This is a genomic window from Metabacillus lacus, assembly GCF_009674805.1.
GTDB classification, from domain to species: Bacteria; Bacillota; Bacilli; order Bacillales; family Bacillaceae; genus Metabacillus_C; species Metabacillus_C lacus.
The window spans coordinates 129,267-150,140 of sequence record NZ_WKKI01000003.1; the positions used below are offsets into that span (position 1 = coordinate 129,267).

General features: G+C 44.5%; 15 protein-coding genes. 5 read left to right on the top strand and 10 right to left on the bottom strand.

Annotation, left to right across the window (positions count from 1 at the left end):
- Positions 1-326: 326 nt before the first annotated feature.
- Both GJU40_RS03275 and GJU40_RS03280 read right to left on the bottom strand, forming a co-directional pair.
- Entirely contained in the window at positions 327-704 is a 378-nt protein-coding gene (locus GJU40_RS03275; protein ID WP_154306318.1) for a PH domain-containing protein, read from the bottom strand.
- 16 nt (positions 705-720) lie between these two features.
- Positions 721-2,913, bottom strand: coding sequence for a DNA topoisomerase III (locus GJU40_RS03280; RefSeq protein ID WP_154306319.1), 2,193 nt, complete (start codon positions 2,911-2,913; stop codon positions 721-723).
- A gap of 270 nt (positions 2,914-3,183) precedes the next feature.
- Between GJU40_RS03280 and GJU40_RS03285 the strand changes: the two genes are divergently transcribed.
- Positions 3,184-4,734 carry an ABC-F family ATP-binding cassette domain-containing protein gene (locus GJU40_RS03285; RefSeq protein ID WP_154306320.1) on the top strand — a complete coding sequence of 517 codons (1,551 nt, stop codon included), beginning with the start codon at positions 3,184-3,186 and terminating at the stop codon, positions 4,732-4,734.
- A 277-nt stretch (positions 4,735-5,011) separates the two neighbouring features.
- On the opposite strand, the gene GJU40_RS03295 is transcribed toward GJU40_RS03285, so the two are convergent.
- On the bottom strand, positions 5,012-6,301 hold the full coding sequence (locus tag GJU40_RS03295) for a DEAD/DEAH box helicase (RefSeq protein ID WP_343031367.1): 1,290 nt from the start codon (positions 6,299-6,301) through the stop codon (positions 5,012-5,014).
- A 118-nt stretch (positions 6,302-6,419) separates the two neighbouring features.
- On the opposite strand from GJU40_RS03295, the gene GJU40_RS03300 reads away from it, so the two are divergent.
- Positions 6,420-6,584 carry a hypothetical protein gene (locus GJU40_RS03300; protein ID WP_154306322.1) on the top strand — a complete coding sequence of 55 codons (165 nt, stop codon included), beginning with the start codon at positions 6,420-6,422 and terminating at the stop codon, positions 6,582-6,584.
- Positions 6,585-6,668: 84 nt separating this feature from the next.
- Here GJU40_RS03300 and GJU40_RS03305 read toward each other — a convergent pair whose 3' ends face one another.
- From GJU40_RS03305 to GJU40_RS03325, 5 genes are all read right to left on the bottom strand, one after another.
- Positions 6,669-8,570, bottom strand: coding sequence for an ABC-F family ATP-binding cassette domain-containing protein (locus GJU40_RS03305; RefSeq protein WP_154306323.1), 1,902 nt, complete (start codon positions 8,568-8,570; stop codon positions 6,669-6,671).
- 190 nt (positions 8,571-8,760) lie between these two features.
- Positions 8,761-9,021: a DUF4190 domain-containing protein gene (locus GJU40_RS03310; protein ID WP_154306324.1), complete on the bottom strand. Its 261-nt coding sequence runs from the start codon at positions 9,019-9,021 to the stop codon at positions 8,761-8,763.
- A 118-nt stretch (positions 9,022-9,139) separates the two neighbouring features.
- Positions 9,140-10,414, bottom strand: coding sequence for an ATP-binding protein (locus tag GJU40_RS03315; protein ID WP_154306325.1), 1,275 nt, complete (start codon positions 10,412-10,414; stop codon positions 9,140-9,142).
- Positions 10,415-10,496: 82 nt separating this feature from the next.
- The gene (locus GJU40_RS03320) at positions 10,497-11,180 is read right to left on the bottom strand and encodes a pseudouridine synthase (RefSeq protein WP_154306326.1); all 684 of its coding nucleotides are present in this window, start codon (positions 11,178-11,180) and stop codon (positions 10,497-10,499) included.
- Positions 11,170-11,808, bottom strand: coding sequence for a class I SAM-dependent methyltransferase (locus GJU40_RS03325; RefSeq protein ID WP_154306327.1), 639 nt, complete (start codon positions 11,806-11,808; stop codon positions 11,170-11,172). Before GJU40_RS03325 ends, GJU40_RS03320 begins: the two co-directional genes overlap by 11 nt.
- Positions 11,809-12,006: 198 nt before the next feature.
- On the opposite strand from GJU40_RS03325, the gene GJU40_RS03330 reads away from it, so the two are divergent.
- Complete coding sequence (locus GJU40_RS03330) at positions 12,007-12,618, top strand: YczE/YyaS/YitT family protein (RefSeq protein ID WP_154306328.1); 612 nt, start codon at positions 12,007-12,009, stop codon at positions 12,616-12,618.
- Between the two features lie 43 nt (positions 12,619-12,661).
- On the opposite strand, the gene GJU40_RS03335 is transcribed toward GJU40_RS03330, so the two are convergent.
- Positions 12,662-14,869 carry a sensor histidine kinase gene (locus tag GJU40_RS03335; RefSeq protein ID WP_154306329.1) on the bottom strand — a complete coding sequence of 736 codons (2,208 nt, stop codon included), beginning with the start codon at positions 14,867-14,869 and terminating at the stop codon, positions 12,662-12,664.
- Entirely contained in the window at positions 14,847-15,539 is a 693-nt protein-coding gene (locus tag GJU40_RS03340; RefSeq protein WP_154306330.1) for a response regulator transcription factor, read from the bottom strand. The genes GJU40_RS03335 and GJU40_RS03340 overlap by 23 nt, the downstream gene beginning before the upstream one ends.
- Before the next feature lie 167 nt (positions 15,540-15,706).
- Between GJU40_RS03340 and GJU40_RS03345 the strand changes: the two genes are divergently transcribed.
- Positions 15,707-17,362: a glycosyl hydrolase family 28-related protein gene (locus GJU40_RS03345; protein WP_246188258.1), complete on the top strand. Its 1,656-nt coding sequence runs from the start codon at positions 15,707-15,709 to the stop codon at positions 17,360-17,362.
- 263 nt (positions 17,363-17,625) lie between these two features.
- The gene (locus tag GJU40_RS03350) at positions 17,626-20,682 is read left to right on the top strand and encodes an efflux RND transporter permease subunit (RefSeq protein ID WP_154306331.1); all 3,057 of its coding nucleotides are present in this window, start codon (positions 17,626-17,628) and stop codon (positions 20,680-20,682) included.
- The last annotated feature ends 192 nt before the right edge of the window (positions 20,683-20,874 follow it).

A 20,874-nucleotide genomic window follows, 5' to 3' on the forward strand; every position in this document is an offset into this window, starting at 1 on the left:
ACTTTAACTGCTGCCCTGCGGACACAAAAGACGCAAAGAGACCATTGTGTTTGCTGACATCAATGTAAAGCAATGGCAACTTTGAATTGGCAAGGTGCTTCTCTCTGAATCTTCATAAATTTTAAGTCAAAGTACTATGAATATAACTGCTGATTGGAGCGGAGGGTGCTTGACTCCTGGAGGCTTACCGCCTGACCCCCGGAAAGCAAGACCCGGAGCGGAAATGAGCCTTCTTCCCACCATTCCAAAAAAAATGACAAAAGGCAGCGAGATTGGCTGCTCACTACCTTTTGCCGGCAATCTGAAATCCGGCATCAGCCGGATTTTCATTGAAGTACATATTCTGCCAGTACACTTTGAAGTTCATAAATGTTCAGGCTTTTGTTAAAGGTTTTTTCAACAGGAAGCTCGCTTCCCGATATCCAGATTTTCAGCTCGGCATCCAAATCAAAATTACCTGCCGTTTCGATGCTGAAGTGAGTGATACTTCTATAGGGAATGGAATGAATCTCGACTTTTTTGCCTGTAATCCCCTGTTTATCAACAAGAATCAGACGCTTGTTTGTAAAGATAAAAAGATCCCGGATCAGCTTGTACGCTTTTTCAATACTTTCATTAGGAGCCAGCACCTGCGAAAACTGCTGGCGAACATCTCTGACACTCATCTCGGATGCATTTCCCATGATTCCGTCGAAAATCCCCATTTACAACTCTCCCCTTTTAATTATCCAGCTTCAGCTTTGCAAGAGCATCCGCTAAAGCAGTGTTGATCGGCTCATCACTTTGGCGGCCCTGCTTTTTCATATAACTCTGTACTTCTTTTTTCGACACGTTTTTATTTTTATCCTTTTTTCGCCGTTCATTAAAGGTGGAAAGCTTTTCTCGATGGCCGCAGACGCAGACAAAAATCTGACCTTCACCTTCTCCTCTCAGCTCCAGCTTTTTACGGCACTGCGGGCAGCGTGCATTGGTCACCTTTGCAACGTTTTTCCGGTATCCGCACTCACGGTCCTGGCAGACCAGCATCTTGCCCTTTTTGCCATTCACCTCCAGCAGCAGCTTGGAGCATTCCGGACATCGGCTGCCGGTCACATTATCATGCTTGAATTTCTTGTCGCTGCTTTTTATTTCATGAACTGCCTGTTTTGCATAGGCTCTCATTTCCTGTATAAATGCTTTTTTCGCAAGACCGCCCTTTGCAATTGCACCAAGCTTCTGCTCCCATTGAGCCGTTAAAGCAGGTGATTTTAAGTCTTCAGGCACGAGCTCCAGAAGCTGCTTTCCTTTGGACGTAATATGGATGTCCTTGCCTTTCTTTTCAATCAGAAAGCTTGAGAACAATTTTTCAATAATGTCTGCTCTTGTCGCAACTGTACCAAGACCGCCGGTTTCTCCAAGGGTCTTGATCAGCTCCTTTTTTTCTCCGCTCATAAACCGTCCGGGATTTTCCATCGCAGACAGCAGCGAACCTTCGTTAAAGCGAGCAGGAGGCTTTGTTTCCCCTTGCGTTTCTTTAATAGAAATCTCCCCAAGCTCTGCCCCCTTTTCCAGCTTCGGAAGGGTTTGATCAGCAAGATCATCGCTTTCGTCATCCCCATCCTGCTGTCCGTAAACAGCTTTCCAGCCTGGTGAAGTTACCACCTTGCCCTTGGCAATAAAGGTTTCACCGCCGATGCCCGCCTTAATTGTGGTCTGCTCATATTGAAACGGCTCTGATAAGACGCTCAAAAACCGTTTAATCACCAGGTCATAAATTTTTCTCTCTTTATCGCTCAAAGCACCAAGACGGAGGGGCTCTTCCGTTGGAATAATGGCATGGTGGTCAGAGACCTTGCTGTCATCTACAAAAGATTTGTTAGCTTTTATCCCTTTTGTTAAAAGCTTTCCTGCAATTTGTGCATATGGCTGCACCCTGCAAGCTGCGAGCCTTTCTTTTATCGTATCAACAATATCGCTTGAGATGTATCTGGAGTCCGTCCTCGGATATGTTAAAACCTTATGTGTCTCATAAAGGCCCTGCATAATAGACAGAGTTTCTTTGGCAGAGTAGCCGAATACTTTGTTGGCATCCCTTTGCAATTCTGTTAGATCATACAGCTGAGGAGAGTAAGATTTTTTGGCTGCCTTGTCGATGTCTACAATCTTTAGACGTTTGTTTTTGATAGAAGCTGCCGCATCTCTCGCCCTGTCAGCTGAAAATGTTCTGTATTCTTTTGTTTTCTGATCCTGCCAGGTAAATTGAACACCCTCAGCAGAAACTTTTACTCCGTAATACGGTTTGGGCTGAAAATTCTTAATTTCTTCTTCCCTTTGGGCAATCATGGACAAGGTAGGAGTCTGCACCCTGCCGCAGGAAAGCTGTGCATTGTACTTGGTGGTCAGCGCTCTCGTTGCATTGATGCCGACCAGCCAGTCCGCTTCTGACCTTGCCGCTGCAGAGGCATAAAGGTTTTCATACTCCCTGCCGTTCCTCAGCTTTTTAAAGCCTTCCTGAATTGCCTTGTCAGTGACTGAAGAAATCCAGAGCCGCTTAACAGGTTTGTTCATATGAGCCTTCTGGAGAATCCACCTTGCAACCAGCTCCCCTTCACGGCCCGCATCTGTGGCAATAATTACCTCTGTGACATCCTTCCGGTTCAGCTGTGCTTTTACTGCCTGAAACTGTTTTCCTGTCTGCTTAATGACGACCAGTTTTAAATCTCCCGGCATGATAGGCAGATCTTCAAGTTTCCATGTTTTGTACGTATCTCCGTATATTTCCGGATCTGCAAGAGTGACCAGATGACCCAGTGCCCACGTGACAATGTAGCGGTCTCCTTCTATATATCCGTTGCCTTTTTTTGTACAATTTAATACCCTTGCCAAATCTCTCCCCACTGAGGGCTTTTCGGCAAGCACTACTGTTTTGCCCATTTTCTACTTCCTCTCTGTTCCATCATATCCTCCATCATACCATTAATGCTTCTGTTGTTTAAGCTGGCTGTTTCGCGTCCTGCGGGTCTCATTTCCATGTTTTTTATCTTATATAAGGAAGAGCCATGTAAAACTTATATGCAGATCTCTATGTGCTGGAAATGATTTTCCTGACGTATTTGTGTGCCGGGGATAGCCACAGCCTCCGGAATTTAGTATGATTATGCAAGATAATTTTTTACATTTACCTTTGGGGGTTCAGTATATATTATGAGTTTACTATCAATCGATAAACTAAGTCACAGCTTTGGCGACCGCACTCTTTTTAAAGATGTATCCTTCCGCTTACTGGCAGGTGAGCACGTTGGCCTTGTCGGGGCTAACGGCGTCGGAAAATCAACACTGATGAACATTCTGACTGGAGAGCTTATCTATGATACAGGTCGGGTGGAATGGACACCCGGCGTAAAGTACGGCTATCTTGATCAGCATACGATTTTAACACCGGGGAAAACCATCCGCGACGTTCTAAGAGATGCCTTTCTCCCACTTTATGAGCAGGAAAATGCGCTGAATGAAGTAACTGAAAAAATGGGGACTGCTTCCCCTGAGGAGCTTGAAACGCTTCTGGAGCAAATGGCCGATATCCAGGACGCACTTGAAGCCGGGGGATTTTACTCCCTTGATATCAAGGTCGAGGATGCAGCACGCGGTTTGGGGCTGGATGCAATTGGACTTGACCGTGATGTAGCTGCTTTGAGCGGAGGGCAGCGGACAAAGGTTCTTTTGGCGAAGCTGCTTCTGGAACAACCGGAGGTGCTGCTGCTGGATGAGCCGACGAACTATCTGGATGTTGAGCATATCCGCTGGCTGAGCAGCTACTTAAAAGAATATCCTCATGCTTTCCTGCTCATCTCTCATGAAACCGAATTTATGAATGGTGTTGTGGACGTTATCTTTCAGCTGGAGTTTTCCAAGCTGACACGCTATACAGCTACCTACGAAAAATTCATTGAACTCGCGGAGATCAATAAAAACCAACATATTAATGCCTACGAAAAGCAGCAGGATTTTATTAAAAAGCAGGAAGATTTTATTGCAAAAAACAAAGCCCGCTATTCTACTACCGGCCGTGCAAAAAGCCGTCAGAAGCAGCTGGACCGAATGGACCGGATTGACAGGCCTGAGACATCAATGAAGCCCGTCTTTGATTTTAAAGAAGCAAGAGGCAGCAGCAGGCTCGTGTTTGAAGGCCAGGATCTCGAGATAGGCTACAGCTTCCCTCTCCTGCCAAAAATGAGCATGAAAATTGAGCGCGGCGAGAAGATCGCTATTGTAGGATGCAACGGCGTCGGGAAATCCACGCTGCTTAAAACCATTCTGGGGAAAATTCAGCCTCTTGGCGGGAAAGTCGAGCATGGTGATTTTCTTTACCCGGCTTATTTTGAGCAAGAGGTCAAGGCTGATAACCTGACACCAATCGATGATGTGTGGAATGCATTTCCGCATCTTGATCAGCATCAGGTTCGCGCCATCCTTGCCAGATGCGGGCTTAAAAACGAGCATATATCCCGTCCGCTTAGTCAGCTGAGCGGTGGAGAGCAGGCAAAAGTAAGGCTTTGCAAGCTTCTGCAAAACGAAAGCAACTGGCTGCTGTTTGACGAGCCAACAAACCACTTGGATATTTCAGCAAAAGAAGAATTGAAGCGTGCGTTAAAAGCCTACAAAGGCACCATTCTCCTCGTCAGCCATGAGCCTGATTTTTATCAGGATTGGGTGACGAATGTGTGGAACGTTGAAGAGTGGGCGCAGGAAAATTAATCTATGGCCATATTTAAAAAACTCGTTATTTTCAGCGAGTTACAGCCCGTAGTCAAACTCGAGGATTCCGAGTTTGATTACGGGCTATTTTAAATATAGATAAAATTCCAATGCGGATAGATACCCACTCCGGGAGGACGCTTTCCGCCCGCCCCCTGAAAGCAAGCACCCTGAGCGGAAATCACCCTTTTCCCCACCATTCCTAAACAAATAATGACAAAAGGCAGCGAGATTGGCTTCTCACTGCCTTTTGTCACAAATCTGAAACTCGCTATTTTCAACGAGTTTTTTTATTGCGTGTATTTTCCCCTCTTTTTTTTCCGAATCCCCTGTTACTGCCGCCATCCCCTGCTTTCTTTCTGGGAGAGAAGGATTTTCCGGATGAACGAGGCTTGTGCGCTCCCCTTTCTCTTTCAGGTTTTTCAGGGATCGTATCTCGAACAATTTTCTGAATGTGCTGCTTTGTTTCTTTTTCAATCTGTTCCAGATGCTGCTTGTCTTTTGGAGCTGCGAATGTGATTGCTACGCCCGTTCCTCCAGCTCTTCCTGTACGGCCGATGCGGTGAATATAGCTTTCTGTATCATGAGGAATATCATAATTGTAAACGTGTGTGACGCCTTCCACATCCAGCCCTCTCGCAGCAACATCCGTTGCCACCAAATACTGAAGCTTTGCCTCCCGGAAGCTCGCCATCACTCTTTCCCGCTTTGCCTGTGACAGGTCGCCATGAAGCTCGTCCGAAAGAAATCCCTGCTGCTGAAGTGCTTCATTTAGTATGCTTGCCCTTCTCTTGGTTCGGCAGAAGATGATGGCCAAAAATGGCTGATGCTCTCTCATCATATCTATCAGTGCCTGCTGTTTCCTCCGGTCGGTTGTTTCCACAACAGTCTGTTGAATCTCCCGCAATGTTACTTCCCGCTGATGCCTGACCTCAATGTTTACCGGATTCTGCAAATATTTTCTGGCAAGGCTTCTCACCTGATCTGAAATGGTTGCAGAGAACAGCATGGTCTGCCTTTCATAAGGCAGCTCCGCAATGATTCTTTCCACTTCGCCAAGAAAGCCGATATGCAGCATCTGATCTGCTTCATCCAGTACCAGCTTCCTGACTGATGACAGATCAATCGTTTCCCTTCTGACATGGTCAAGAATTCTTCCCGGTGTCCCGATCACAATGGAGATATTTCCTTTCAGCTTTTTCATTTGCCGTTCTACGTCCTGTCCGCCGTACACTGCAAGTGCAGAAATCTCGGGAACTGCTTCAATCAGCTTTTTCACCTCTGAAGTAATTTGAATAGCCAGCTCCCTTGTAGGTGTGACAATCAGTGCTTCAATTCCCTCTTTTGAAGGCTCCGCTTTTTCAAGAATGGGAAGCAAAAATGCGAGTGTCTTGCCCGTACCTGTCTGTGCTTTTGCAATAATATCTTTGTTCTCCAGAATGGGAGGAATTGATTTTTCCTGAATGGGTGTCGGCTCGTGGATACCGTTTTGAGCCAATTTTTCTCCCAGCGCTTTCTGTATCCCCAGTTCTACAAATGTTTTCAAACTTTTTCCTACTTTCTTCACTAAGTGTTATCCTTCATAGCATATACAAAAATACATAAAAATCACAGCAAAACAGAGGGAATGAACCCTACCGGAGCGGGAAGATTAAAAAGGAACTCTTTCATAACAGGAGGCTGCAATGGATAACCAGGACCTCACTCTGCTGGACCTCATGACAGACACAGAACGAAAGCATCTCGCACAGCTCAGGCATAACATGCTCGCTGCCCAAACACTAAAGGATGTATCTTATTATGCAAGGTGCATTCACCACTATCTCGATGAAATTGAGTGTAAGGAATAGAAAAGGCAGCAAACTGTCATTGTCCTTGCCCGTATCTATTCCTCATCACTGCCAAAAAATAAAAGCTGCTGTATTCAGCAGCCGTTATTTATTTTCTTCTATTTCTTCCATCAAAAGAGATAGCTCAGTCCAGCGCTCCATGGATTCCTCGAGCTTATCTTCTACATCCCGCTGCTCGGACATCAGCTTATTGATTTTTTCGTAGTCGCTTCCGCTGGCGTCAATTCCTGCCTGCAGTTTCTCCAGCTTCTCTTCTAGACCTGAGATTTTATCTTCAATTCCATCCCACTCCAGCTGATCTTTATAGGATAGCTTTTTTCTCGTTTTAGGGGCTTCCGGCGCAGTATCTGCAGGCTTCTTCTGTGTCTCTCCTGCTTGTGGAACACTTCCCTGTTTTTTTTGTTCCATGTATTCCGTATAGCTTCCCTGAAAACGCTCAATCATACCGCCGCCTTCAAACGCAAGCAAGTGGTCCACCACTCTGTCCAGGAAATACCTGTCATGGGATACGGTGATGACCACGCCGGGAAATTGATCAAGATAATCTTCCAGCACTGAGAGTGTCTGGGTATCAAGGTCATTTGTCGGCTCATCCAGAAACAGCACATTCGGTTCTGCCATCAATACTCTCAGTAAATAAAGCCGTCTCTTTTCACCGCCCGACAGCTTTCCGATATAGGTCCACTGCATCGGCCGGGAAAAAAGAAATCTTTCCAGCATTTGTTCGGCTGTCACAGTCTGGCCGTCAGCAGTGTGAACAATCTCGGCCACTTCTTTTATATATTCAATCACCCGGAGATTTGGATTAATCTCTAAATGATCCTGCGTGTAATAGCCGATTTTAACCGTGTCGCCCCTTACTACTTCCCCAGTGTCCGGGTTGATCCTGCCCGCCAGGATGTTCAGCAGCGTTGATTTTCCGCTCCCGTTCGGGCCGATAATGCCAATTCTGTCTCCGGGAATAATCAATGTGTTAAAGTTAGAAATCAGCGTTTTGTCTTCAAAGGATTTTGTAACATCTATCACCTCAAGCACCTTTTTTCCAAGGCGTGTTGAGCCGATCGCAAAGTCCAGATCTCCAGCCTGTGAAGGTCCCTTCTGATCCTGCAGGTTCTCCACTCTTTGTATTCTGGCTTTCTGTTTCGTGGTACGTGCCTTCGCTCCTCTTCGCAGCCAGGCAAGCTCTCTCCGCAAAAGATTTTGCCGCTTTGTTTCCGACTGGGTCTCCTGTAGTTCGCGTTCGGCTCTCTTCTCCAGGAACACTTCATAATTCCCTTCATAAATATATAGTTTTCCTTTATCCAGCTCAAAAATCTTATTGGTGACTTTGTTTAAAAAATATCTGTCATGCGTGACCAGGATGAGTGCTCCTTTATATGAAGCGAGAAACATTTCCAGCCACTCTATCGTGTCATTATCCAGATGGTTTGTCGGTTCATCCAAAATCAGAATGTCCGCAGGCTGAATCAGTGCCTTTGCGATGGCCACACGCTTCTTCTGCCCGCCGGACAGCTCACTTACCCTCTTGTGATAAGACGTAATGCCTAATTTAGATAAAATGGTTTTTGCTTGCGTACCTGCCTCCCATGCATCATGCTCATCCATTTTTTGCTGAACTTTTATCAGCTCTTCCTGCTTACTGCTGCTGTTCGGATCAGCCTCAAGCTCACTTAAAGATTGTTCGTACTCTCTCAGTACTTTCATGATGGTGGAATCACCATAATAAATCTGCTCCAGCACCGTTTTTTCTTCTTCCATTTCCGGCTGCTGCGGAAGATATTCAATGTGAAGATCATTGCTGTGCACAAGCTTTCCTTCCTCCACACTCTCCATTCCTGCCAGAAACTTGAGCAGGGTCGATTTGCCGGTTCCATTTGTACCGATCAGTCCGATCCGCTGTTTATCCGAAATGGTAAAAGAAATATGGTCAAAAAGCGTCTTTTCGCCGTATGTTTTATATAAATTTTCTGCAGATAATATACTCATTGCTCAACCAGCCTTTATGTCCAATATCGTTATGTTTATATTGTATAGGAAAATCCGCAGAAATAACATGAAAGCTTCCTGAAAGGTGACGACTGTCGTGACAGCTTTTCCTTTCGCTGTATACAAAAAGCTTAGAGTACGAAGGGACCTCTAAGCCTGCTGTATTCTTTGAGCCATGCTCAACAAAAATCTAACTGTATGAATAAAATGAGAGAATGCCAACAATAATTAAAAACAGATGTATGACCACGCCTGCTATACTGCAGCCCAATCCTGCTGCCGCCAGCCCTCTGCCATCTCCATTACCTAGCTTTAATTCCTTATTTGCCAGCCTTGAGAAAATGATTCCGATAATGCCAATAGGAAGTCCCAGTCCTGGAATGAAAATAGATAGTATGCCGAGCGTCAGTGCTGTAATAGCTTTGCTGTTTAGTCCTGCTTTGTCTGCCAAGAAAACCCCACCTTTATCATTAGTTGTTAACTACTGTCATTTTTCATATCCCGGTGACCTTTCTCAGGTTACATAGAGCAGTGCGATGCTAAAATCTTTGAATCAACAGGACATTTCATTAAACGTTTGTTTGAAACTTTGCTGTCTCAGCCGGAAGAGTCACTGTCACTTCAGTTCCTTTGTTGGGCTCGCTCTGATACTCAATTTTACCATTCATCGTTTCAATAATGCGCAGGGAGACCATTGTGCCAAGACCTGTTCCTTTATCTTTCGTTGTATAAAAAAGCGTTCCGATTCTGCCAAGCTGTTCAGGGGTCATGCCTTTCCCCGTATCTTGGACTGTTAGACAGGCAGAAGATTCCTTCGCTTGTAATGTGATAGAAACGGTTCCTGCTGGGGGAGTTGCTTCAACTGCATTTTTGATAATATTCACAAGAGCCTGCTTCAGCTGATTTTTGTCTGTTGAAAGCCTGCAGTCAGAAGCCACCTGAAAATAGAGTGACACTCCCTGCTTCAGCGCATAGGGCTGCAGGAGCAAGTAAACGTCCCTAATGGCTTCTGAATATTGAAAGCTTTCTATTTTTTTAAATTCAGGCTTCGCAAAATTCAGATAGTCGTTTATAATCGCTTCAGCTCTTCCCAGCTCGCTTAGTACAAGTGTTAAATATTGATAATTTTCTCCTTTTTCCTGCCTTTGCATCAGCTGCAGAAATCCCTTAACCACAGTGAGAGGATTTCTGATTTCATGTGCAATTGATGCAGCCAGCTCCCCAAGAGTATTCAATTTTTCTGCTCTCCTGATTTCCTGCTTCATCAGCACTCGTTCAATCATCGATTCGTTCAGATTGGCTGCCAGCCCGGCAGCAAGGAGCTGAATAATGGAAAAGAGAGAAATGACGAGCACCAGAGAGTGGGCCTCTGCCCTGAGGGTGCCTTCATAAAGCAGAAAAGTTATCAAAATCCCCAGTTGAATTACACCTGGCCATAGGACAGTCAGCATGGTAAGAAGAATTCTTTTTCTGGGAACAGTGACAGAAGAAAAGTATGTTTGCAGAAAGTATGGGAGAGGAGCGACCAATGCCACACTCACATAGCCAAATACGAGGGCATCTCCGCCCATATACGTTCTTGCTGATACGATAAACAGGAGCACAATGAAGCCTGCTGTTCTTCCGCCATAAAGAAATGCAAGTACTAACGGCACATATCTCAAGTCCCAGAATAGACCGAAGCTTTCATAGGAAAAAATCAAGCATAGAGCAGCTGCAATTCCCTGGATAATACCGCAAACATACTGAGAATGCTTAATATGTTTGTTTTCAAAAAAGACAATATGCAGAAAAATGGGAGCCAGAATAATGAGTACGTGAAGCAGCAGCTTTTCTGTCAGCATGTGTTTTCCCCGCTTTATACAGTTTCAAGATACTGTATAAATACGACAAAAAAGACCTGTCTCCTTCCCATATATAGATTTTCTACTTCTTTTTCAGCATGTCTATTTCGTCCTTTGTCAGTTCCCTGATGCTGCCTTCCCCAAGATTGCCAAGGTTAATATGCATAATTCGGATTCTTTCAAGACTTATGACATTGTACCCAAATTCTTTGCACATTCTCCTGATTTGCCGGTTCAGTCCCTGTGTCAAAATGATTCTGAATTCTCTTTCCCCTTCCCGAAATACCTTGCACGGCTTTGTCCTTGTATTCAGTATATCCACTCCTATTGACAGTTCCTGCAGAAAAAAATCGTCAAACTCTCTGTCAGTCCTAACGAGATATTCCTTTTCATGCCCGTATTCCGATTTTAAAATTCTATTCACAATGTCTCCATCATTGGTTAGAAGAATCAGCCCCTGAGATGCTTTATCCAGCCGGCCGACAGGAAACACCCGCTGGGGCAGATTCAAATAATCTATGATGTTTCCTTCTACATCCTGCGCTGAAGTACAAACGATTCCCGGGGGCTTATGAAATGCATAGTAGTAGTCCCGTTTTTTCCTTTCCGGAACTAGGCCGTCCACAAGCACCTCGTCTTCAGGATCAATCTCCGTATTCAGTGAACATACTTTTCCACCTGCTGTAACTCTGCCTTCTTCCAGCAGCCTTTTAGCAGTTCTTCTTGATATGGATCCTGTCAGGCTCAAATATTTGTCAATCCTCATTACAATTTTCAACCTTGTTTTTTCTGCAAACACCCACTCCGATGAAGTAGCGCACGTCCTCACGCGGCTTTTCGAATGTTGGCCCTCTCTGATAGTACATTTCTATATCCCCAAACTGTTCAGAAAGCAGCTCGTTAAATTCGTCCCGCGTTAATTGATGTATATGATAGGGCTCGTTCGTAGGTATCCCTCTTCCTCTCCCAAACGGAGTCGAAATCACGAGCGTCCCCCCCGGCTTCAGCATTTTGTACAAATTTTCGAGAACAAGCCTGTCATCCTCAACATGTTCAATCGTTTCAAAGCATAATATTGTATCAAACTGCCCAAGCCTTTCGGGCAGCTGGGGATCCATGGCGTTGCCTTCCAAAAAGGTGATTTTTTGATGATGATACTGCCGGTTTGCATATGTGACTGCTTCCGGATCTATGTCTACTCCAATCAGTTCCTTTATTTCTCTTTTACAGTGCTTTGCCACCATATGGCTGCCATAGCCTGTTCCGCATGCTATATCCAACACTCTTTCCCCAGCATAGGGAGTGGCAAAATAATAGCGCGCCACATGCTCAAGCAGCATCCCGTTTGTTGGCTTTAACATTTCAGGAATCAGTCGCTCTCCTGTCCATTCCATTACTTTCACCCGCTTTATTGAATTATTCCTATTATAGCCTTGTTGAATTCTATATAGCTATGGGAGAAAAGATAAGAAGAGAGAGGGTGATAAGCAGCGGGCTCATTTGACCTTGATTTTCAAGCTTGTTTTAGCATAAAATAAAGTTCTGTCCTTTGAACGGATATTATGGACATAACATGTGAAAAGAGGACGACTATGAAGGTAAGAACACTGTTTTATACAATCGGCTTATTGATATTAACGATGGGCGTATCCCTCATTATAAAAGCGGGGCTGGGCGCTTCGGCCTGGGATGCCCTCGCTGTCGGCCAGTCAGAAACATTTCAGCTGACTGTTGGAACGTTTGTCTTTATTAACGGTATGATTTTGATATTCCTAAACAGCCTGCTCATGAAAAAAAAGCCCGAGCTATTGGCAGCAGGATCTATTTTTCTCATTGGGCTTTTGATTGATTTCTGGCTGCTCATTGCTTTGCCAAACCTGGTTCCAGCCAATACCGCCGTTCAATATCTATGGCTGCTTGCAGGAATTCTTGCAGTAGGTATTGGAGTTTCTGTTTATCTGCAGGCTAAGTTTCCGGCGAGCCCGATGGATACGCTGATGGTCGCCATTCAGCAGCGGTTCGGCCTGTCTCTCCGAACGTCCAGAATTATGAGCGAGAGCTTTGCCCTGCTGCTGGCATTTCTGTTTCGCGGACCGATTGGAATAGGGACAATCCTCGTAACCTTTTCTCTTGGTTTCGTTGTCCAATACTTTTATCCAAAGTCTGAAGCATTGCTGCAGTACTTTCAGAAAAAACCAAATTAAAAAGCGCTCCGGATTTGCGTTCCGGAGCGTTTTTCTTTTCCGCCTATTTCAGAGCGACTGTTACTTTAAACAGATCGCCGTCAATTTCAATATCCATGCTGCCCTGATGAAGATCTACAATCGATTTCGCAATGGCAAGCCCGAGACCTGATCCTTCTGTGTTGCGCGATGTGTCTCCTCTTTTAAATCTTTCAAAAAATTCGTCTGTATTTTCACTGAGCTCATATTTCGAAACATTCTTAAAAATGACAAGAGCCTGATCACCTTCATTTTTAAGAGAAATATATACCCTTGTGTGCTCCAGAGAATATTTCAATATATTGGAGATCAGGTTATCAAATACTCTCCACATCTTCTGGCCGTCCACTTCTGCATAAACCGGCGGGTCAGGATCTATTACTCTGAATTGCAGGGTTGATGATTCAATGGCTTCATTGTATTCTCCAAGTGCCTGCTGAAGCAGCTGTGAAAGATCTACCTTTTCCTTTGTTAAAGCAATGCTCCCGCTCGCCATTTTGCTAGCTTCAAATAAATCATCAATCAGCACCTTTAGTCTTTTAGACTTTCGGTCAATAATTTCAACATATACACCATGTTCTTCAGCATCCAGTCCTTGCGATTTGAGCAGTTCGGTGTACGTAATAATTGATGTAAGAGGCGTGCGGAGATCATGGCTGACATTTGTAATCAATTCCGTTTTCAACCGCTCGCTTTTTGCCTGCTCCTTGTGTGAAAGCTTTAATTCCTGCTTTAACGTATTCAAGTTTTGTGCCAGCTCTGCCAAGGCAGATTTTCCTTTTACAGTGACATCCCCGCTATAGCTTCCCGCTGCCAATTGAGTTGCAGCAGCAGAAATTCTATTAAATCTGCCCAGATTTTTCAGCATCAGAAAAAGTGCAGGGAGTGTGACAATCACAAACAGCGGTGCATACACAAGAATCAGAACAGGCTGGAGGAATACTCCTGCCAGGCCCAGACCTGAAAGGAACATAATGATCAGCAGCATACCGGCCTTTATTCCAAGTGAAAGATTGGCAAATGCCTCTCTGATTGTTTCACTGCCCCTCTTCAGGAAAGAATTTCTCCATTCTTTCGTCCCATCAATATCTGTCATTCGTCTGCGGAGTAAAACAACCTGAGCTGCGCCTGCACTGAGAAAGAAGGCTGTCAGCAGCCCTTCTCTTACTATCGTGCTCCAATACCAGTCTGGTCTGTACGGCGTTCCATCCGCAATCTGAATGAAAGCCATGAAGACAGAAAACAGCAGCAATATGACCGCAGCATCAATAGGCAGACGGCTGTAGGTGCGGTCCCACTTTTTCAAGGAGTACAGATTCTTGAGCCCTGATTTTTTGAAAAGAAAGTATGCAGCAGCTGCGGAAAGAAGCCCTATAGCAGAGAAGATAAGATACAGCATTCTCTCCTGCTGATAATTCTTCATACCGTCTTCCAGTACAGTATTTTCCGCTGACGACATATGAACGCCGATGTTTCCTTCGTAGGAGCCATTTCTGCTGTATGGAATTTCAGCAGCTGCCCATTCTCCATTATTGATATAAAAAGCTGCTTCAGAAGTATAGTAGCTGCCCTCTCTTCTGTCTCCGGTGTATGTTTCTGAATACAGTATTTCCTTGCTGTTGAATATTTGATTGGCCGAAGCTCTGTTATCTGCATTTTTCAGATTGGTAAATGCCTCTCCTGTTTCTGTATTCACCAAATAGTAGATGAAAGCATTTTTTAAATGAGAGTATCTCTGCTTCTGTTCGTTAAGTTGCTGAAAGCTTTGACTCAACTGCACTTCTTTTTCCTGGACAATCTTTTCTTTCACATATTCGTCGCTTTTAAAATTCTCAGTGATGTCCTGTATTTTTTTATCTCTTTCTTCTTTCAGGAAACTCTCAATCTCTTTGTTTTCAGCTTGTAAAGCATCCAGGATCCGAGATTCATACTGATCGTGTATAGAATTTACCTGCTGCTGCAGATCACCGTGTCGATAGCGGTACTCCATAATTTCTTCATCTGTCACAACTATGTTCTTTTTTGCTTGTTCTTCTGTAACGGTATCCAGCTCGTACAGGCTGAGATACTCCTTGTATTCCGATAGGTGCATATGGAAGTCTTCTGAAGCAAAATAATCAACTTCAGCGTAACGGCCGAAATCCTTTATTGCAGTTACAATCCCGGTTGTCCCCAGTACCAGGAGAAAAATCCAGCTTCCGAGCAGCAGCCTATTTTTCAATTTTGTATCCAATTCCCCATACCACCTTCAAATACCTTGGATTTTTCGGATCTATTTCAATCTTTTCTCTAATCTTTCTAATATGGACAGCTACCGTATTTTCCGCATTGAAGCCAGGCTCTTTCCACACACGTTCATAAATTTCATCAATGGAGAACACACGGCCGGCATTCATCATGAGGAGCTCCAGCATTCTGTATTCAATGGGTGTAAGCCTCACAGGATCTCCGTTTACCGCAGCCTCCTTGGCAGCTCTGTCCAATGTTAATCCGTTCAGATCCAGCACCTTCTGCAAACCCTCATAGGTGCCGAGCGCCACATAGCGTCTCAGCTGGGATTTCACCCTGGCAATGAGCTCAAGCGGATCAAATGGCTTGGTCACATAATCGTCCGCTCCAACCTGAAGTCCCAGCACCTTGTCATAGTTCTCACTTTTCGCACTGAGAATAATAATTGGAATGTTTCTTTTCTCCCTAATTTTAAAAGTAGCTGTAATTCCGTCCATCCGCGGCATCATCACATCAAGTATAATAAGATGTACAGGGTGGTGCTGCAGCAGCTCGATGGCTTCAATGCCGTCACTTGCTTTTAACACAGACATTCCTTCATTTTTTAAATATATTTCAATACCGTCCCTGATTTCCTTATCATCATCAACTACAAGTATATTGGCTTCATTCAACTCTCTCACTCTCCTTTCTGAAGTATACCACGGTGTTTTTTGCCACAAGACAAGAATAAATGATAAATCTTAATAACTGGTCAGCATAAATCTTAAGAATTTCTTAAGATGACTAGTTTTTCCCCAAAAGGGAATATAAGGTAACCAAAAAGACTGGAGGCTGCTTTATGATTTATCTGGACAGCCGGCACGATCCGGCACGCAATGCCAAGCTGCTTGCTTCTCTCTGGAACAACAAAATAAGCCTGAAAGAAGCCGTACAGGAAACCAACGAGCTGTTCTTTCAGCATCGAATACAGCCCCCGCTGTTACAGGGCGGTAAAAAGACATACGCACAGCATAAAAGGGCAGTTTTCAGCGGACTGTTACATGCTGCTGAAGAATTTCTATTTGCAGAAAAAGCGGGAAGTTATTCGTTCGACGAATCGGAACTGAAGTGGAGAAAAAACGGTGACTGCTTTCCAATGTGGAAAGAAAAGCTCGATAATGAATATACAGCCCTTTCAAACGGCATTCGAAAAGAAGTGAATATCACTGATTTCGGGGCTGTTGGAGACGGTGTCACAGACTGTACCAAGGCTTTTGAAGAAGCTCTGAACGGCGGGTACGTGAAAGTAATCATTCCCGAAGGAACGTTTATCACCAGAGGCATTCGTCTGCCTTCACACTCCATGCTCCGCGGACAGGGAAAAGGCAGAACAATCTTAAAACTTCATGATGAAGCATCAAGAAGCGCAAGGCTGATTACCAACTCCCAGCATGTAAAAGGCAACTCTCATATTCTTGTGGAACATATGACGCTGAACTGGAATGTGGAAAGACTGAAAGATATCGAGATTACGAGTGCGGGAGGACATTATTCCAGCTGCCTTACATATGCCAATGTTCAATTCGGCTGGGTAAACAGTGTGGAAGCAGTAAACCCCGGTTTGCACTGTTTTGATATATCGTCGGCTCTTTATAATTACTCTGGAGACGGTTTCCGCGCCAAAAGGGGAAGCAGATATATCTGGCTTAACCACCTGACAGGAAGCGGCTTCGGTGATGACGGAATCACCACACATCACAGCGATTATATTTTTATTTCCAATTCACATATGGCAGACCCGAGCGGACGCGCCCATAAGGAAGGTTTTTCAAACAGCAATGGAATTGAAGTGGACGACGGTTCCAGGCATGTAGTGCTGATGAACAACTCGACTGCAAGATGCTTTGGAGGAGTCGAAATCAAAGCGCACCACAATTCCTCCGCAGCAGCAAATACGCAGATAATCGGACACTTATCTGTGCATGATAACCGCTCTTACAACTTCAGGCACATTGGACATCATCAAAAGGAGGATCCAGAATCTCTCACAGCCTGCGATATCAGAGCCACACAACTTGTTGCCATTGAACCTGTTTTTACAAGTCTGTACAAGGATTCTTCTCCAAGGGCACTGGTTGTGTCTGCATATCGGAATGTGGTTGTGAATCATTTTCTGGCCATCGGCGATCCGCTCTATGACTATCAAAAAAATCCTGTTTTTGCCCTGCAGTATCGATCAAGAAATATCACTTTAAAAAATGTAATCGGGAGATACTTCAAAAGAGCAGGAACAGATATCCGTCTTTACGGAGGCGGCAACAGGACAGATAACGTCCGCATAGTTGACTCGTCCTTTTTTAAGTCAGCTGGTGTAACGGTCACAGTCGGAGCCGGACTTACCCATGTGGAGATATCAAACCTGAAAGCTGTGCTGGAGCACAACGGCAAGTGCCTTGATCTCTCGCCAACGGCTAATGTGGACACACACTCGGTTAGGGTCCAGCAAAGCCGATGATGTAACAGGACTTTTCCTGAAAAAATTTGTGACTGCAGCTGCCGGCGATGCCCGGCAGCTTTTGCTTTTTGTTAGAACGCAGGTGCTTTAGCAGCCGGTCTTCATCATCCCCATTTACTTTCCAGTTAAAAAGGCTGGGAAATGTAATCAACATGAAAATTTTACATTTCAGAGCACGTTGAGAGAGGACTTTTTTTTGGTCTTCATGATATAGTTTAGATAGTCAAATTTGACCATATTAGATTCTTTAGGGGGACATTTGTATGTTCGAGGGCTTTCTGAAAAGAGGAAGATTAATGGTACTCCTCTTCTTTGTCATTTTTCTTGTAGGAAGCTACCTGTTTTATCAGCTGCCAAAACGGGAGATTCCGGAGTTCACAGCAAATATTGTTACCGTATCAACTGTCTATCCAGGTGCAGAAGCAGCTGTTGTAGAATCAGATATCACTGATGTACTTGAAAACGCCTTGGATCAAACAAAAGGAATTGAAAATATCAATTCCGTGTCAACACAGGAGTTCTCTAACATCATTATTGAAATAAATGATGGTGCTGATTTCAGGCGCACTGCAGACGAAGTAAAGCAGAAAATTTCTGATGCGGCTTCTTCTCTGCCCGAGGAGGCTTTTGATCCTGTGGTTGAAGATGAATTGGGAGGTGCCCCAGTTGCTTCCTATATGTTCACAGCAGATTCTTTCGATACTCTCCTTGATTATCAGGAAAACATGGAGAAGCTGAAACAAAAAATCGAGAATTTAAATGGTGTATCTACTGTTACAATTAAGGGCTATTCAGAAAAACAAGCCGTCCTAAAGCTGGACAGCGAATCATTGGCAGATAACGGCCTGAATGCAGGTGCAGTCATAGAGGCTGTCAACAATGAATATAAAACTACTCCGCTAGGCGAAACAGCTCAGGATGGGACAAATGTCCGCCTGTCGCTGAATAACTTTACCGATATCAGTGAGGTAACCAATCTGACTCTTTTGTCTCCCGTTACTAATAACACAGTAGAAATTGGTGATCTAGGTGAATTCGCAATTGAGGAAAAAAAGCAGGAAGATATTGTTACATATAATGGAAAACCAGCCTATTCCTTTACTGTGCATATAGAATCCGGCTTGGATATTCCATCCATATTTGAAGATGTGGATTCTTCTCTTAAGGAAAATCTGTCTCTTCCTGACGGCATTGAGCTGCAGGATTATTATTCGCAAAAAGCAGATGTAGATCTGATTTTTGACGATTTAATCCGGGAAGCACTGATAGCCGTAATTGCTGTTATTATCATCACAACTCTTGGTTTGACGCTGAGCGGAGCCTTTATCGTATCGCTCGCCATTCCATTTTCCATCACGCTTGGATCGATTCCGCTTCCCTGGCTGGGAGTTGACTTAAATCAGATATCAATCATCGGCCTGATTATTGCTCTGGGAATTCTTGTTGATGATGCGATTGTGGTAAACGATAATATTCTGCGGCAATACAAACTGCAGCGGAACGGAAATGCTCTTCAGGCAACCCGTGACGGCGTCAAAGAGGTATGGGGGTCTATCGTCACTTCTACTCTGGCTGTTGTGTTCGCGTTTTCCCCGTTAGTTTTGCTTTCAGGTGCCAACGGCTCGTTCATCCGTTCCCTGCCGTCAGTATTAATACTGACGATCGTTGCCAGTATGATTATTTCGCTGACCCTTGTTCCTGTATATCAGTACTCTGTGAACAGGAAGAAAATACGGATTAGTGACAAGGAACCGGGCTTTCTCGGAAAGCCGCTCAAAAAGCTCGGGGACTACTATGCGGATACGCTGCTTGCTAAAATCGTCAAACGGCCCCTTCTAATCGGCATTGGCGGAATTGTTTTGACAACACTGATCTTTTTCCAGGCATTTTTTGTGCCTTTTGAATTCTTCCCTGCTGCCAATAAAAAAGAGATTACGGTTTCGGTTACATTGCCAACCGGCTATTCTCTTGAAGAAACACATGCTGCTCTGGAAGAAATAGAATCAGACTTACTAAATTTTCCTGAAACGGAGGAAACAGCGGTATTTACAGGCACCGGTGTTCCGCGTTTGTTCAGTGAAACAATTGATAATCCTGGTGAAAATACCGGGCAGATTGTAGCCAGAATAGACACAGGAGCCGTTTCCAGCGAAAGGTTCATCGAAAATCATACAAACGACATCCGTGAAAAGCATCCCGATGCGGATATTTTTCTCAATACCATTATTCAAGGTCCTCCGGCAGGCGCTCCTGTCACAGTGAAGCTCAGCGGAAATGATTTTACAAAGCTGAATTCCCTGAAAAATGAACTAACACAGCAAATCTCAAGTGTGGACACTGGAGTGATTACCGATGATGTAGGAGATCCTGTATCTTCTATACAATACAATCTTGATCGCACACAGCTGACAGAGAACAATGTAACGTCCAAGCTGGTGAGTGATGCAATCCGGCTTGCAGCTAACGGTGTTCCTTTGGGCACATTTAAAGAAAATGGCGAGAATATTGATTTTCTCATCAAGCAGGATGAAGACATACATGAAAATGGTATTCAGCTGTCTTCAATTGAAGTACCCGTTCAGGGAGAAGGGCCTGTTCCCGAAACAATCAGCATGAATGAATTAGTGAATGAAGAAACGGTGGCACAGTATCAGACCATTCCCCGGGAGAACGGCACCAGGACCATCACAGTCCGTGCATATCCCGGAGAGTCAGACACCTTTAAAGATGATGTGGAAAACATCGTCAACAGTATGAGGGATTCAGTGAATGAAGGATACACGCTCACCCTTGGCGGAGAAAACGAAGATCAAACACAGTTTTTTGTAGAAATCAGCTTGCTGTTTTTGGTGGTGATGGTTCTCATTTATATCACAATTGCCTTTCAGTTTAACTCTCTGCTGCTTCCGCTCCTCGTCCTTGGAACGGTGTACCTGGCAGTTGCCGGTGCTGTAGCCGGTCTGTTTGTTACTCAAACACCATTCAGCTTTATGGCCACAATGGGAATCGTCTCGCTCGCAGGAATTGTTGTGCGAAACTCTGTTGTTTTGTTTGAATTTATCGAGCAGCGCATGAGAGCAGGCTTGAGCCGGGCGGAAGCCGTTATCGAAGCAGGCCGGGCAAGAATTCGCCCGATTCTTCTGACGGCCTTTACAGCCATTGCCGCTCTCCTGCCAGTTGCAGCTAGTGACGACCCGCTCTTTAAGCCGCTTGCCATTTGTATCGTTTCAGGCGTGCTGTTCTCGACCATCCTTACACTGCTGATCGTTCCGGCGCTGTATATCCTTGTTGATAAGCTTCGTACGCGAAAGGAAGCATAGCAGTTAATAAGACGGGCATTTTTAAAGTGCATATAACAAAGAGCATGGGTATTCTCAACTGAATTCCATGCTCTTTTTATAACTCTATTGATATATATGTATAGTGGATCTTACAAGGGACCTCCCCACTCTACCTATCAAAGAAAAATAAGTGGAAGAATTCCGGTTAAATTCAAAATAGGTTGTTTTTTA